Consider the following 15,151-nt stretch of genomic DNA (forward strand, 5'->3'; position numbering starts at 1 on the left):
AGCGAGTCGTGGTCGTTCCTATCGCCCAGGTGGCCGAGGTTTTCCAGCTTGGACTCCTGCAGGCTCGTCGCGATCGAGATGACCGCGGCCCGCTCGGGCAGGCCGGCCTTCTTCGTGGCGGCGATGATCGCCTTGACGTTGGCGGTCTGCTCATCGTTCAGGGCGATCCGGGACTGGTCGCCCTGCGGCTTCGGCGCGGCCGACTGCACAGCCACCGCGACCGGATTGGCGTCAACCGGGGTGGCGGCGTGGGCGGCGATCGGACCGGCGAACACACCACCGGCGAACGCGAGACCCGCAACGGACAGAACGCTCTTACGCATGATCGTGTTCATGGGGGTAGCTCCTTCGGGGGTAGGAACACCCACACCACCAAAAAGGGGGAACGGTGGTGGTGGGTGTGAGCACCTCGTCCGGCGCTGCACTAACAAGGGGAAAGTCTGAGGGGTGACGCCCTGTCGGGCGTCGGAGTCGGCGACCTGGCGAGCGGGGGCTCGTGGCGCCGGGACCCTGTATAACGACCGGGGGCCGGGAGTCATTCCGGGGTCGGCCCATCCATCGGGCACCCTCATCGCGGCGGTGCCTGCGGTCGTGGGGGTTGTAACGACCGGCGGGCCGGAGTCATTCCGGGTCAGCCCACCCATCGGGCGGCACCCACATCGCGGCGGTCCCTGCGGTCGTGGAGACTGCAACGACCGGGTCAAGGCCGCCATTCCCACCTGCGCGACCCGCCCTCAAAGGCCGGCCCGCGGTCGGTGGTACTGCGATCGTCAGAGTGTGCAACGACCCCGCCCCGGCCATGATTCCAGCCCACGAGTGCAGCCGCTCACCACCCAGAAACGCCCCCTGCGGGGCATAAACACCCACACCCGCCGGCGTCGCGGCCTCGAACTGACCCGCACCCTAGGGTGATCCACTCGGGTTCGCCGAAGGCGGGGCATCCCGGACGGCCGGACCCGCCGACATCAGGGAACCCGAGTCGATCAAGAACGGACCGACCGCGCGAAGCCTCGCACATCGGACGCCATGCCCTTTCGGATGACGTCCGTCCGGTGCGTACCCGTGGGTGCCCGTGCGGCTGACCCCCGGACGTACCGCGGATGTCGAGCTCGACCTGGGCGGGCATGGCCGGACCGACGACGGTCCGAGGGACGGCGCGGTGTGCCTGGTCTCGCTGGACAGGCTGGCGCCCGTCGGAGTGTTCCGACGGGCGCCAGCTTTGGTGCTGTCCGGGCCAAGCCCGGTGGTGTGAACTAGTGCGCCGCACCACCGAAGCGCTGGCGGCGACGCCAGGCCAGGGTCAGCAGCAACATCACCGCTCCGGCGCCGACCAGGCCGCCGCCGAGCTTCATGGGCGTGCCGATGCTGTCACCGGTCACGGGCAGCGGCTGCTTCTTGTGCAGCACCCGCAGCTCGGTGCTGGCGGTACGGCCGGACTCCCGACCCGTGGCGGTGAAGGTCAGCAGACCCGTCACCGACGGCTTGTAGTTCTTGACGAAGCGGCCCTGACCGTTGGTGTACGCCGTGAAGTGCAGGGGCGCGCTTGCCTGGTAGGCCACCGGAGCCATGGCCACGGTGCTGCCGTCGCTGCGGCGGGCCGGAGCCGCGCCGCCGGCCGGAGCGGCCTGCGGGGTGACCGTCACGTTGATGTCGACGGTCTCGTTCGGGCCGAAGTTGGTGCCGGTCAGCACCACCGTCTCGCCGAGGTAGATCGTCGGACGGTTGACGGTGAGCGACGCGGCGGTCGGCGGGTACGGCGGCGGTTGCGGCGGGTCGGTCGTGGCGGTGGGCTGCGGCTGCGGCGCTGCCGCCCCCGCTGCCGTCGGCACGGCCACCACGGCCAGGCCGACCGTGAGCGCCATGATGATGCGGGATAGCCGCATGATTTGGTTCCCTCCTACTGATCACAGCTTGGTGCGGAATGAACTTGGGTGGTCCAGGGGCTGGCGGTGGGGGTCAGCCACAGCTCGGCCTGCCCGACGCCGGTCTTGGCCGTCAGCACGGTGACCTCCAGCGCCCTCTCGGCGCCGGGGCCGATGTCGACGCTGGCCGTGGCCACGTGGCGGCGGCGTTCGGTGCCGCTGCCAAGCGCCGTCTCGGCCCCGTCCAGTCGGGCCTCCAGCACCGCTCCACCAGCCGGACTGAAGATCGACACCAGTGTTCGGGCGGTGTACGGATCGCCGGCCAGGCCGAGGCCGAGAACGGATTTGCTAAGTCCGGACTTCGGCGCCGTCGAGCGCAGGGTCACCCGTAGCCGGAGCTCACGGCGACCGTCCGACCGGCATTCGCCGACCGTCAGGTTCGCCGTCGGCCGCAGGTAGTAGCCGAGCTTCGCGCCGCTGCCGTCGTTGAGGAACACGCCGACAGTCGGCACGGTGTCCTGTTCCGGAAGCGTCCCGGCCATCCGGCTCTCGCCGAACGTCCGCTGTTCCTCAGGTCGGGCACTCCAGAACAATATCCGGCGTTCGGTGATAGCACGGTCAAATGCGGACAACAACACCCGTGGGTTGACATTCTTCTTGAAAAAGGAGTCGAACACCGCCGACGCCGACGCCGCGAAGAACTCGTCCTGCTGTTTGACGTCGAGGCGCTGGTAGCTGTCGTTGAGCAGGGTCTGCACCACCTTCTCGCTGGCGAGCGGGACACCGCCGGGCACCAGAACCGGACCGGTCGCCTTGAGCAGGTAGGACAGCACCACCGGGTCGACGGCGAGCACGCCGTCGACAGTGGTGCCGGTCTTGCGCCGGAACATCTCGCGGTACAGCGCGGCGGCGGTCGGGAAGTGCGGGGACAGGTTGACGTCGGCGGGGTAGATGCCGGGCAGATCCGTCCAGAGGGCCCGGGTCTCGGCGGGCAGCTTCAACGCCGGGGTGAACTGACCGAGCGAGGAGGTGCTGCCCTGCTTGCCCATCTGCACCGTGCCGTTCTCCGCCTCGATCATCGCGTAGGCGCCGAACATGCCGCCGGTGGCGCGCAACTCGGCGAGGTTCTGCGAGACGAGCAGGTAGCGGCGTGGGCCGTTCGCGCCGAGCAGCGGCGGGAGGAGGCGGGCGCCCTGGTCGGCCGCCGTGGTGAGGCTGGCCAGCCGGTCGATCTCGCCACGCAGATCGCTCAGCGCCTGCCGGATCTGGCTGACCAGGCTCTCGGCTGGCACCGCCGCCAGGTTCCGGCGGGTACGTTGCACCGACTCGTGCACCCCGGTCAGCTCCGTGGAGACGGCGGCGAGCCGCGCGAGATCCAACCGGCCGCCGGTCGGCACCAGGCTGGCCAGGTCCGTGCGGAGCAGGGTCGGGAACGCGTGCCGGGCCAGTTCGTCGATGGCGACGGCGATCTGCGCGACCGCGTCGAGGTCGTCGCCGGCGACCGGCGCGTGCCGTCCGAGCCGCCAACTCGGGTCGGCCGTCGCCGAGCGGGCCGCGCCGGCCTGCTCCTGGAGGGCGGCGAGCGTCCGCAGGGCGCGGTCGGTGTCTCCACCGACGATCTGGGCGCTCAGCTCCCGGGCCAGGCCGGCGGCGTTGAGCAGGTGGGTGCGCGCCTGCCAGCCCTGGAAGCCGACCCACCCGACGGTCGCCAGCAGCAGCGAGCCGACCACCAGGGCGCCGAGCAGCGCCCGTCGCAGTCGGGCCCGCCGACGACGCCGGGACCGGCTCCGCCGCCGGATCGGACGTTCGCTCACCGTCACACCTAACTCCCATTCGCGGAACCGGACAGAAGGTCGATTCCCTGACGTTCTTAGCACGTCTAAGGGAAGTTCATGCCGTTATCGCAATTGTCGTCCCTTAAGCGAGCTTTCTTCGTGGTTCCACGGCGGGTTCGGCGATCCGTCCAGCCGCCTCGTGCAACAGCCGTTCGATCCGATCCACGCCGCCGGGCAACGACATCTCGCGCAGGTACGCCGCCCTCCCCCGGCGACCCATCTCGGTGCGGGTCGGCGGCGGGATGGTGGCGGCCAACCAGAATCTGTCGGCCAGGGCCGCCCAGTCCTCGGGCGGGCAGGACAGCCCGGCCCGAACCCGTTCGACCAGATCGGCCGTGTCCCCACCGGCGGAGGCGATCACCGGCGCGGCGCAGGACAGCGCGGCCTGGAGTTTGCCGGGCACCGTGCTGCGCAGCTCCGGAAGGTCGCGCGACATGACCAGCTGGTAGTCGGCGGCGGCGTACAGCTCGGGCATGTCGACCGGCGACCGCCGCTCCAGGAAACGGACGTTCTGGGCACCCAGCTCGGCGGCGAGCCCCCGCACCCGCCGCTCCGCCGCGCCGGAACCGACGAGGACCAGATCCATCGTCCGATCCAGTGCCGCGGCCGCACGGACCGCGGTCTCGAGTCCCTGTCGCGCCCCGATGGTCCCGGCGTGCATCACCACGCACCGACCGTCGCGACGGACCAGCTGGCGGGCCGCCGCGCCGGGTGTCGCCGGGTAGAAGATCCGCTCGTCGGTCCAGTTCAGCACCAGCCGGACCCGGGCCGGGTCAGCGCCGGCGGCGACCACCAGGTCCCGCATCGACGGCGCCGCCACCGCGATTCGCGCGGCGGTCCGATAGATCCGGGTCATCGTGCTGCCCATCCGGGCCGCCCAGCGCCCCTCGCCGCCCTCGTCCGCGCCGTCGCGGGTCCAGACGTCTTGGACGTGCAGCACCGCGGGCACCCGGCCGAGCAGCCGGAGCACCGCGGCGGCGGCGAACGTCGTCGCCGGCAGTTGAAAGACGTAGAGCGCGTCCACGTCGCCCAGGAAGCGGCGCGCGACCAGCCCCGCGCTGCCGGCGAAGGAGAGGTAACTGGCCATTCGACCGCCGACGGACGTGGCGCCACCGGGGTACCGGGGGACCCGTCGCACGCTCAGCCGTTCGCTGTGCGTCTCGTGGTGCCACCGCTGCCGCCAGCCGGGATAGACGTGGCCACCGGGGTAGTCCGGAAAGCCGGTGAGGACCCGTACCTCGTGTCCGCGCGCGGCCAGCTCCTCCGCGAGGCTGCCCGGGATGAACGCCGGCTCGGGCGGAAAGTGGTACGACAGGATGCCGATCTTCACCGGTACGCCCCCGTCCCACCGGGATCGCCGACGACCGGCGCGGCACCACGACCGGCCGGCGTGCGGCGCGCGTACGATGCCGACAACCCCTCCCCGCACGGCCACCGACGTCGACGCACCGCCCCCGCGGTGCGCGCTTCGGTGTCCGTACCGATGAGAGGGGCACCGATGGCTGATCGCGTGTTGTTCGTCTGCCATGCCAACCTGTGCCGGTCACCGATGGCCGAGTACCTGGCCCGCCGGCTGCTGGCCGACCGACCCGTCGAGGTGGCCAGCGCCGGCACCGACGCGATCGACGGGCTGGCCATGCACCCGTACGCCCTGGAGGTCGCGACGGAGAACGGCACGGACGCGACGGCGTTCCGGACCCGGGGGTTGCGCCCCGAGTATCTGGTCGACGCGACGCTCGTGCTGACCGCGACCCGGCGCCAACGCTCGGTCTGCACCGCGTTGGCGCCGGGAGCGCTGCACCGGACGTTCACGCTGCGCCAGTTCGGTCGGCTGGCCGCGGCGGCCGAACCGCCCACCGACCTGGCCGACGACCCGCTGCGGGCGGCGATCGTCGCCGCCGCGCAGGCCCGGGGACGACTGCAACCCGCTGCCCCCGACGAGGACGACCTCCGGGACCCGATCGGCGGCACGCCGGCCGACTTCCGACGCTGCGCCGAGGAGATCGAACGGTCGCTGCGACCCCTCGCCGCGCTCATCGGGGCAGCCGGGTGAGTTCCTGGGTGTGGTCGGGGACTCCGTTGACCCCGTCGGCGGTCGCGCTGTGCCGGCCGGACGAGGCCCGTTCGGCCGGCACCGACGCCTCGGCCGTCGAGGCCACCACCCGGTAGGCCTCGTACTGGTACGCCTCCGCCTTGGCCACCTTGGCCATGTTGAGCACACAGCCGAGCAGCCGGACCGAGACCGAGTGCAGTGACCGGGCCGCCGCGGCGACCTGGGTCCGCGAGGTGCGGCCCTGCTGGGTCACCAGCAGCGCGCCGTCGGCCTGCACGGCCACCACCACGCCGTCGGTCACCGCCAGCAGCGGCGCGGTGTCGATGATCACGATGTCCGCCGACTCGCGCAGCGCCAGCAGCAGGTCCGACATGGCCTTGGAGCCGAGCAGCTCGCTCGGGTTCGGCGGGGCCGACCCGCTGGGCAGTACCAGCAGCGACTTGTCGCCCCAGCGCTGCACGACGTCGCCCACCTTCACGTCGCCGACCAGCACGTCCGTGAGGCCGACGCCGGCGTCCAGGCCCAGGTAGTCGTCGACCTTCGGGCGGCGCAGATCGGCGTCGACCAGCAGCACCCGCCAACCCGCCTCGGCCAGGGCGATGGCCAGGTTGCAGGAGAGGGTGGTCTTGCCCTCGCCCTGTAGGGCGCTGGTCACCGCGATGACCCGGGCCGGCTCGTGGACGTCCACGAAGCGCAGGTTGGTCCGCAGCTTGCGGACCGCCTCGGCGCGCGCGGAGGTCGAAGCGTCGCCCACGATGAGCGGCGCGCTGCGGGCGTTGGCCTCGAACGGGATCTCACCGAGCAGCGGGCTGCCCGTGGCGCGTTGCAGGCCGGCGGCGTCGCGCAGTCGGACGTCGGCGACGCCGCGCAGGATCGCCAGACCGATGCCGAGGAGCAGGCCGACCAGGCCACCGAGGGTGAGGTTGCGGACCGGTTGCGGCGAGACGGGGTCGGCGCTGACCCGCGGGCCACTGACCACCTCGATCTTGATGGGCGCCTTGCCCTCCGGGGTGGTCTCCACCTTCTGTACGAGTTCGACGAACTTGTTGGCGAGGCTCTCCGTCACGCGCAACGCGCGGGTCTGGTCGGTGTCGGTGACCGACGCCCGCAGCATGACGGTGCCGGTCTCGGTGGAGGTGCTCACCCGGCGCTGGACCTCGTCGGCGGTGAGGCCGACCGGTGTCTCGGCCACCACGCTCTGCGCCAGCCGGTCGCTGCTGAGCAGGTCGGCGTACGACTTGACACGCTGCTGGAGGAAGAGCCCACCCTGGTAGGCGTCGGTGACGCCGGTGTTGGGGGTGGTGACGAAGAAGGTCACCGAGGCGACGTAGCGGGGTTGGGCCCGTACCGTCAGGAACGCCGAGACGCCGAGAGCCACCATGACCGTGACCAGCGCGACCCACCAGTGCCGACGCACGTGGCGCAATTGGCGGAGCAGGTCCATCAGGAGCGCCCCCGAGCCGGTCCGGTTACGGCAAAGAACTTCACGAAAACCCCCAAGGTCGTCTCTAAACTCGTGAAACCATTAAAGCGGCTCATACGGCTTATGTCCGGAGTTACCTATATTCCGGTGGCGAGATGTGCGCCCGCATGACCAACCCGACAAACGCCCATTCGGCAGCGGCGACAACCGGGAAAAAGTCAAAGGCCGATCCGACGGCGTCCGATCGGCCCAGCGGTCGCCGCCGACCGCGCCGCCGGATAGGGTCGACAGCGGGGTGCCGGGAAGTCTGGTCGGCGAGTGGAAACCTGCTGTCCCGACTCCTGTAGGTGAGCCGACGTTGACCTTCCCCACCCCACCGTCCGACCCGCACCCGCCGAAGACCCGGCTGTTCTCCCGATCATCCTGGCCGCAGGCCCGGCACCTGGCCGACGTGCTGCGCACCGAGACCGTCGGTGGCGCGCTGCTGCTGTCGGGCGCTCTGATCGCGCTGATCTGGGCCAACTCCCCGTGGTCCGACTGGTACACCCGGCTCGGCGACCTCGTGCCCTGGCCCGGTGCGCCCTGGCACCTCGACCTGAATCTGGCCACCTGGGCGGCCGACGGCCTGCTGGCCATCTTCTTCTTCGTCGTGGGCCTGGAGCTCAAACGGGAGTTCGTCGCCGGTGACCTGCGCGACCCGCGCCGCGCCGCGCTGCCGGTGGCGGCCGCGCTCGGCGGGATGCTGCTGCCGGCGCTGATCTACGTGGCGGTGGTGCTGAACGGCGGCGGGGAGGGCCTGCGCGGGTGGGCCATTCCGACCGCCACCGACATCGCTTTCGCGCTCGCCGTCCTCGCGGTGGTCAGCTCACATCTGCCCCAGGGGCTACGGGCATTCCTGCTCACCCTGGCGGTGGTCGACGACCTGTTCGCGATCACCATCATCGCGATCTTCTACACCGCCGATTTCCAGCCCGTTCCGCTGCTGGCCGCGTTCGCGCCGATCGCGCTCTTCGCGGTGCTGGTGCAGCGGGGGCGCACCTGGTGGTGGGCGCTGATCCCCCTCGCCGTCGCCGCCTGGACACTGGTGCACGCCTCGGGCGTGCACGCCACGGTCGCCGGTGTCCTGCTCGGCTTCACGGTCCCGGTGCTCGCCCGCCGACCGGCGGCCGGGGACCAGTCGGCCACCACCGGCGCGGAGGCGGGCGAGGGCGGGCTCGCCGCCCGCCTGGAGCACCGCTGGCGGCCCGTGTCGGCCGGCTTCGCGGTGCCGATCTTCGCCCTCTTCGCCGCCGGGGTGACAGTGCGGGGCGCCGACCTGGGCGCCCTGCTGAGCGACCCGATCGTGATCGCCATCGTCGCCGCCCTGGTGTTCGGCAAGAGCATCGGCATCTTCGGCTCGACCTACCTGCTGGCCCGGTTCACCCGCGCCGAACTGGACGAGGACATCACCTGGACCGACCTGCTCGGAATCGCCCTGTTGGCCGGCGTCGGCTTCACCGTCTCGCTGCTGATCGGCGACCTGGCGTTCGGGGCGGGCAGCACGGCCGACGACCGGGTCAAGGCGGCCGTGCTGCTCGGTTCGCTGATCTCCGCCGGGCTGGCCGCCACCGTGCTCAGCCGCCGCAACGCCGCGTACCGGAGGGTGGCGCAGCGGGAGCGGTTGGACGCCGACGGGGACGGTGTACCCGACGTCTACCAACACCCCGACGCCCGCTGAACACGCCGGCGCGGCGCGGGTTCACCGTCGTGCCGCGCCGGCGCACCAACCGCGTGCGCCCGCGCTCAGTGGCGCCGGTCGGTGGGGGGCAGATCCTCAGTCTCCTCGACCAGCGCCTCGGCCGTCGGCCCGGTGAGGTCGTCGCCCGGCACCGCCACCGCCTCGGCGCGATCCTGCTCGTCGGGCTTGCCGCCGGGTGGCGGCTCCGGGGCGGTGGCACCGCCGGCGAAGCCGTACTCGTTCGGTTCGTCGTGCCGGCTCATCTGGTCATCCTCCCGCTTTTCCCGTTTCACCTGTTGAGGCCAACGGTAGGTGGTGATCGTCCTCGGCGCAGCGCGCCGCAGATTGTCGGCCGGACCACGGGGGTGAGCTGCCGAGCGCCGCCCCGAGCAGCTGACGCAGGACGATGATCGCCACCGCGCCGGCCAGGCCGTTCCAACCCGGTTCGCCGGCAAGCCGGAGCAGGCCGGCCGCGGTGAGCAGGTCCAGCAGGACCCGAACACCGCTGCGCAGCGCCCCGGTGGTGAGCGTAGTGAGCACCCCGGCGACCAGCGCCAGGGCGGTGACCGCCGTGACCAGGGCGCCCATCACGCGCGACGCTCGCCCTCGGCCACCTGACGCTGCTCCTGACGGATCTCGCGGCCCAGGAAGTAGTTCAACGCCGTTCGAATCGTCGCGATGGCGGCCAATTGGCCGATCTGCGTGAACGACGGGGACACCGCCGTGCGCAGCACGTCGGCCGCCAACTGGAACTCCAGGCCGAGGGTCAGAAAGCGACCCAGCGACAGCCGGATCGGCGTGAAGCGGGCGGCGCTGCGGTGTCGCAGTCCTTCGACCACGAACCGCACCGCCGCCCACACCGCGCCAACGAAGATCACCAGCGCGCCGGCCACCTCGACCACGGCAACCAGCACCTGGTCGCCCTGGCGCAACAACTCGGCCGGCTCCACCCCGGGCCGTTACCCGCCCTCCGGGCAGCTAGTCGGCGCTCAGGTCAGCTCGTTCACCGCCTCCAGGATCAGCCAGAGACCGGAGATGGCGAAGAGGATCGCGGCACCGTACTTGATGGTCTTCTCCGGCAACCGCCGGCCGAGCATCCGGCCGACCAGGATGGCCAGCGCGTCGGCGGCCACCATGCCGATGGTGGAGCCGAGCCAGACGCCGAACCAGCCGTACTTGGTGGCGAGCGTGATCGTGGCGAGCATCGTCTTGTCGCCCAGCTCGGCGAGGAAGAACGCCACCGACACCGCCACCAGCGCGGTCTTGTTGGTCTTCTCCGCCTTGCGCTTCTCCTCCTCGGTGAGCTTGTCCCCGCGTAACGTCCACGCACCGAACCCGAGGAACGCCACGCCGGCGACCAGGGAGATCCACTCGGTCGGCAGCACCGCCCCGAGACCCGCGCCGATGGCGACCGACGCCAGGTGCACCACCGCGGTGGCGACCGTGATGCCGATCAGCACCGGAATCGGTTTGAACCGCGTAGCGAAGGTCAGCGCCATCAGCTGGGACTTGTCCCCCAGCTCAGCGACGAAGATGACGCCGAAGCTGACGACCAGCGCGGCGAAAAATCCCTCCATGACGTCCTTCCCGTTCACGCCGGGAAGAGGCACAGGGGCGCCCTCGACCCGGCTGCAACAGCCTGAGTCGAAGGTCTCGCCCGCCCCGGGAAAACCGGGGCCGCGTGGCCGGATGCGGAACGCACCAGTATGTCGACCACGACATTGGGGGCTACTCCCCTTCGCGCGGTCAGCCTATCGGATCACCTCCGGGACCGGCGGAGCCGGGTGAACAGGCTCACCGCGCCCGCGCCAGCGTGACACCGAAGAGCGCGTCCGGATCGGTCCAGAACTGCGCCGTGGCAAAGCCGGCCGTGGCCAGTTCCGCGGCGATCCCGTCCCGGTGGAACTTCGCCGAGACCTCGGTGCGCAACTCCTCCCCCTCCGCGAAGTCGACTGTCAGCCCCAGCACCCGCACGCTCATCGGCCGGGTCGCCCGCAACCGCATCTCGATCCACTCGTGGTCGGGATCCCACACGGCGACGTGCGCGAACGCCTCCGGGTCGAAGTCGGCGCCCAACTCCCGATTCATCACGTGCAGCACGTTGCGGTTGAACTCGGCGGTGACCCCGGCGGCGTCGTCGTACGCCGGCACGATCACCGAAGGGTCCTTCACCAGGTCCGTGCCGAGCAACAACCAGTCGCCGACCTCCAGCGCGGCGCGCATCGCCGTCAGGAACTCGGCCCGCTCGGCGGGCAACAGGTTGCCGATGGTGCCGCCGAGGAACACCACCAACCGTCGACCGCCGGTGGGCAGCCGGTCCAGTTGCCGGGTGAAGTCCCCCACGATGCCCCGCACCCGCAGGTGGGGATAGTCGGCCGCGATCTGGGCGGTGGACCCGCGCAGCGCGCTGACCGACACGTCGAGGGGGACGAACGTGCCCAGCCCACCACGGCGGGTGAAGGCGTCCAGCAGCAGTCGGGTCTTCTCCGACGAGCCGGAGCCCAACTCGATGAGCGTCTTGGCCCCGGTCAGCGTGGCGATGTCCGGTGCGTGCGCGGCCAGCACGGCCCGCTCGGCCCGGGTCGGGTAGTACTCGGGCAGTCGGGTGATCTCCTCGAAGAGGTCGCTGCCCCGGGCGTCGTAGAACCACTTCGGCGGCAGCCACTTCGACCCGGCGCTCAGCCCGGCCCGGACATCGTCGCGCAGGCCACGCTCCAGGTCACCCTCTTCGAGGTAGATCTCCAGGGGTTCCGCAGTCATCGGTTCGCTCCTGTCGTTCGATCAGCCGTTGCGTGCCTGCCCGGCCCCGCCCAGCGGGGTCGGCAGTGGACGTACCCGCACCTCACCCGCGGTGGCGACGACGAGGTGCCCCTCCGGCACCGACCGCCACCCGGGATCGTCGTCGTGCGGCTCGGAGGCCAGCAGCACCGCACCCGGCGACTCACGCACCGACAGCGCGTGCCCCGCCACGCTGGCCACCACCCGACGCCCGTCGGTGAGCAGCAGGTTGAGCCGCGACCCGGGGGCGGCGGCGGCCACCTCGGTCACCGTCCGCCCGAGCGCCTCGACCGGGTCGGCACCGGCGCGCAACCGATGCCGCACCAACGCCCAGAGCAGCGCCGAGTCGGTGGAGGCGTCCAGCGTGAGCAGGTCACGCACCGGCAGGCCGGCGGCGAGCGGCACCACGGCGTCCGGCCAGCCGCGGACCACGCCGTTGTGGCTGAACAGCCACCGCCCCTCGGCGAAGGGCGCCGCCGCACCGTCGAGCACCGCCATCCCGACCGTGGCCGAGCGCACCGCCGCCACCACCGCCGCGCTGCGGGTCACCGCCGCCAGTTGGGCGATGGTCGGGTCGCTCCAGATCGGCTGCGCCCGCCGGTACCGCACCGGCTCACCCTCACCCGGGTACCAGCCCACACCGAACCCGTCGGCGTTGATCGTGCCGCCGCCACGCATGTCGCGGGGCGCCCAGGACTGCCGCACCAGCGAGTGCGGAGGGTCGAACAACAACTCGGCCAGGGTGACCGGCGGCCCCAGGTAGGCCAGGTGGCGACACATCAGCGCCCCCGGCCCGCCAGCGGGCCGCCGGTCGTGCGGCGACTCACCGGTACGACTCGTCCGGGCGCGCGTCGCGGGCGCAGCGGAAACCGCTGAAGATCTGCCGGCGGATCGGATAGTCCCAGTTACGGAAGGTGCCCCGGCAGGCAGAGCGGTCGGTGCCGAACGAACCACCGCGCAGCACCCGGTGGTCGCCACCGAAGAAGACCTCCGAGTACTCCCGGTAGGGGAACGCGGCGAACCCCGGATGTCCGTCGAACGCGGTCGAGGTCCACTCCCAGACATCGCCGATGAGCTGGTGCACACCCAACGGCGAGGCGCCGCCCGGGTACGCGCCCACCGGCGCCGGCCGCAGATGGCGTTGGTCGAGGTTGGCGTGCGCCTCGGTCGGGTCGTCGTCCCCCCAGGGGTAACGCCGCGACCGCCCGGTGCTCGGATCCCACCGGGCCGCCTTCTCCCACTCCGCCTCCGTCGGCAGCCGTTTGCCGGCCCACGCCGCGTACGCCTGCGCCTCGTACCAGCACACATGAACCACCGGCTCGTCGGCGCGGACGTGCTCCCACCGACCGAAGCGCCGGTATGACCAGTCGTCGCCGTCGGCTCGCCAGTGCATCGGGGCGCTCAGCTGCTCCCGGACCCGATGCTCCCAGCCGGCTGCGCTCCACCAGCGCTGGTCGGTGTAGCCACCGTCGGCGATGAAGGCCGCGTACTGGCCGTTGGTCACCGGAGCGGCGTCGATGACGTACGCCGGGAGGTCGACCCGGTGCGCCGGACGTTCGTTGTCCAACGCCCACGGGTCGGTGTCGGTGCCCATGGTGAACTCGCCGGCCGGCACCAGCACCTCCGCGCCGACCCGGACCGACGGCTCGGGCGGCGCCAGGGCGTGCAGCACCGCCGGCCCCGAACGCAGCTGGTGGGTGGCGAGCATGGTCTCGTCGTGCTGCTGCTCGTGCTGCACGATCATGCCGAAGGCGAACCCGTCGGCGACCAGCGGCCGCTCGGTGAAGGCCACCGCGTCGAGCAGGTCGTGCACCTTGTCCCGAACGGTGGCCAGGTAGGCGCGTGCCTCCGCGGGCGGCAACAGCGGCAGCGTGGGCCGGTCCCGGCGCGGCTGCTTGAACGCGTCGTACAACTCGTCGATGTCGCAGCGGACCGGCTCCCGGCCTCCGACGTCCCGGACCAGCCAGAGCTCCTCCTGGTTACCGACATGGGCGAGGTCCCAGACCAACGGCGACATCAGCGGTGAGTGCTGGCGCGTCAGGTCGGCGTCGTCGACCGCCTCGGTCAGCAAGGCGGTGCGGGCGCGGGCCCGCGCCAACTCCGCGGCGATGTGATCGCGCAACCGTTCGCCGTCGACCCGGCCCGCCTGCGGGGCTCGCACCACCGGCTCACTCCTCGCGCTCACTGGTCTCTCCTCTCCGCGGCGGCCCGCCGCTGGCGTAGCCCTCGCCGGATCTCGTCGTGGGTGCTGGCCGGCAGCTCCAGTCGTGGCATGGCGCTCAGGGCCAGGTCGAGCAGGGCCGCCGCGGCAGCGGCCAGCGCCGGGTCGGCCAGGCCGTGTCGGGCGGCGGCCGACCATCGGTGCGCCACCGGCATGGCGATCGTGTACGCCTCGCGCACGGTGCCCGGGTCGGCGAACAGGGCGGTCAGCACCGCCAGTGGCAGCCGCCAGCCGCGATCGGGTTGGGCGTCGAGGTAGCGCAGTTCCAGGTAGCCGCGCGGCCGTACCGGCGGAAAGAGGGTGCTGACGTGGTAGTCGAGGTCATCGGTGGTGGGCGGTCGTGGCAGCGCGCCGTCGAGCCAGTCGGCGAAGGTCACCCCCGGCGGCGCGTTCCAGTCGGCGCCGTGCCGGCGCAGACAGAGCAGCGGCGCGGCGAGCACGTAGCTGATCCAGGCGTCGGTCGGGTCGCCCTCGGCTCGGGAGGGCGACCAGACCGGGCGGGTCCGAGCCGGGTCGATGGCCAGCCAGGCGGCCATCCGGGCGGAGGCCCAACCGGTGCCCCGCCCGGCGTGTCGGGGGGCGGAGGCGAACGCGGCGAGCAGTGGGGGCCCGACCGCGTGGGCCGCGGCCCACCGGTCGGCGACCTGGTCCGGCTCACCGGCGTCGAGGCAGATCTGCAGCCCGGCGGTGCTGTACATCATCGTGCGGCCGGCCGGGCCGTGGCGGTCGAAGGCTGCGCGCATCGCGCGGTAACGGGGATTTTCCACCACCGGGCGGGGCCGTCGGTGGGGGTCGATGCCGCTGCTGCCGAGGATCAGCCCGGTGGCGGCCAGCAGGTCGGTGACCTGGGCGATGTCGGCCTCGGTGGCGCGGATCAATGCGGCGACCGAGGGGCGGGGCGGGGTGGAGATCTCCAACTGGCCACCCGGCTCCAGGGTGACCGTGCCGCCGTGCCGCAGCGGCTCGGCTGGGCTGGTGGCATCCAGGGTGGCGGGGCTGTGCCGCCCCAGCGCCGCCCGCAGCCGCGTCGCGTCGACGGGGCGGGCGGGATCGGCGGCGTCGTGCACTGTCCATTCCAGTTCGACGCCGGTGTGGGTGGGTGGGCCGGTCTTGAAGCAGATCCGGGCGAGATGTCGGACGGCGGCTGCGGACTCGCGCAGGATGGCGCTGTGGTCCAGCTCGGATGACGTCACCAAGGGTCGGGCCCCCTCTCCGTGTGCCAGGCCCGGCACACTGTGCCACCGTAAACCCACCCACCGACA

General features: G+C 71.9%; 14 protein-coding genes and 1 pseudogene. 2 read left to right on the forward strand and 13 right to left on the reverse strand.

Annotated features, from left to right (window positions below):
- The 4 genes and pseudogenes from AB0877_RS27760 to AB0877_RS27775 all read right to left on the reverse strand — a co-directional run.
- Positions 1–335, reverse strand: a pseudogene (locus AB0877_RS27760) (hypothetical protein); the annotation flags it as partial.
- A gap of 918 nt (positions 336–1,253) precedes the next feature.
- Entirely contained in the window at positions 1,254–1,883 is a 630-nt protein-coding gene (locus AB0877_RS27765; RefSeq protein ID WP_366612517.1) for a hypothetical protein, read from the reverse strand.
- A 14-nt stretch (positions 1,884–1,897) separates the two neighbouring features.
- Positions 1,898–3,676, reverse strand: a complete 1,779-nt coding sequence (locus AB0877_RS27770; protein WP_366612518.1) for a DUF4012 domain-containing protein — start codon at positions 3,674–3,676, stop codon at positions 1,898–1,900.
- A gap of 103 nt (positions 3,677–3,779) precedes the next feature.
- Complete coding sequence (locus AB0877_RS27775) at positions 3,780–5,027, reverse strand: glycosyltransferase family 4 protein (RefSeq protein ID WP_366612519.1); 1,248 nt, start codon at positions 5,025–5,027, stop codon at positions 3,780–3,782.
- Between the two features lie 168 nt (positions 5,028–5,195).
- Between AB0877_RS27775 and AB0877_RS27780 the strand changes: the two genes are divergently transcribed.
- The gene (locus AB0877_RS27780; RefSeq protein WP_366612520.1) at positions 5,196–5,750 is read left to right on the forward strand and encodes a low molecular weight phosphatase family protein; all 555 of its coding nucleotides are present in this window, start codon (positions 5,196–5,198) and stop codon (positions 5,748–5,750) included.
- Here AB0877_RS27780 and AB0877_RS27785 read toward each other — a convergent pair.
- On the reverse strand, positions 5,731–7,194 hold the full coding sequence (locus tag AB0877_RS27785; protein WP_366612521.1) for a polysaccharide biosynthesis tyrosine autokinase: 1,464 nt from the start codon (positions 7,192–7,194) through the stop codon (positions 5,731–5,733). The genes AB0877_RS27780 and AB0877_RS27785 overlap by 20 nt on opposite strands.
- A 337-nt stretch (positions 7,195–7,531) precedes the next feature.
- Here AB0877_RS27785 and nhaA point away from each other — a divergent pair, with 337 nt between their 5' ends.
- Positions 7,532–8,890, forward strand: coding sequence for a Na+/H+ antiporter NhaA (gene nhaA, locus AB0877_RS27790; protein ID WP_366612522.1), 1,359 nt, complete (start codon positions 7,532–7,534; stop codon positions 8,888–8,890).
- A 65-nt stretch (positions 8,891–8,955) separates the two neighbouring features.
- On the opposite strand, the gene AB0877_RS27795 is transcribed toward nhaA, so the two are convergent.
- From AB0877_RS27795 to egtA, 8 genes are all read right to left on the reverse strand, one after another.
- Positions 8,956–9,153 carry a hypothetical protein gene (locus AB0877_RS27795; protein WP_366612523.1) on the reverse strand — a complete coding sequence of 66 codons (198 nt, stop codon included), beginning with the start codon at positions 9,151–9,153 and terminating at the stop codon, positions 8,956–8,958.
- A 4-nt stretch (positions 9,154–9,157) separates the two neighbouring features.
- Positions 9,158–9,478 (reverse strand): hypothetical protein, encoded by a 321-nt coding sequence (locus AB0877_RS27800; RefSeq protein ID WP_366612524.1) that lies wholly within the window; start codon positions 9,476–9,478, stop codon positions 9,158–9,160.
- A complete protein-coding gene (locus AB0877_RS27805) occupies positions 9,478–9,840 on the reverse strand; it encodes a DUF1622 domain-containing protein (RefSeq protein ID WP_130401010.1) in 363 nt (120 codons plus the stop codon). Before AB0877_RS27805 ends, AB0877_RS27800 begins: the two co-directional genes overlap by 1 nt.
- Before the next feature lie 39 nt (positions 9,841–9,879).
- Positions 9,880–10,467 (reverse strand): TMEM165/GDT1 family protein, encoded by a 588-nt coding sequence (locus AB0877_RS27810; RefSeq protein ID WP_030338044.1) that lies wholly within the window; start codon positions 10,465–10,467, stop codon positions 9,880–9,882.
- Between the two features lie 217 nt (positions 10,468–10,684).
- Positions 10,685–11,650 carry an L-histidine N(alpha)-methyltransferase gene (gene egtD / locus AB0877_RS27815; protein WP_366612525.1) on the reverse strand — a complete coding sequence of 322 codons (966 nt, stop codon included), beginning with the start codon at positions 11,648–11,650 and terminating at the stop codon, positions 10,685–10,687.
- 21 nt (positions 11,651–11,671) lie between these two features.
- On the reverse strand, positions 11,672–12,448 hold the full coding sequence (gene egtC / locus AB0877_RS27820) for an ergothioneine biosynthesis protein EgtC (protein ID WP_366612526.1): 777 nt from the start codon (positions 12,446–12,448) through the stop codon (positions 11,672–11,674).
- A 43-nt stretch (positions 12,449–12,491) separates the two neighbouring features.
- The gene (gene egtB, locus AB0877_RS27825; protein ID WP_366612616.1) at positions 12,492–13,829 is read right to left on the reverse strand and encodes an ergothioneine biosynthesis protein EgtB; all 1,338 of its coding nucleotides are present in this window, start codon (positions 13,827–13,829) and stop codon (positions 12,492–12,494) included.
- A 20-nt stretch (positions 13,830–13,849) separates the two neighbouring features.
- Positions 13,850–15,085, reverse strand: coding sequence for an ergothioneine biosynthesis glutamate--cysteine ligase EgtA (gene egtA / locus AB0877_RS27830; protein WP_366612527.1), 1,236 nt, complete (start codon positions 15,083–15,085; stop codon positions 13,850–13,852).
- Positions 15,086–15,151: the final 66 nt, after the last annotated feature.

It is taken from the genome of Micromonospora sp. NPDC047644 (assembly GCF_040704315.1).
Lineage (GTDB): Bacteria > Actinomycetota > Actinomycetes > Mycobacteriales > Micromonosporaceae > Micromonospora.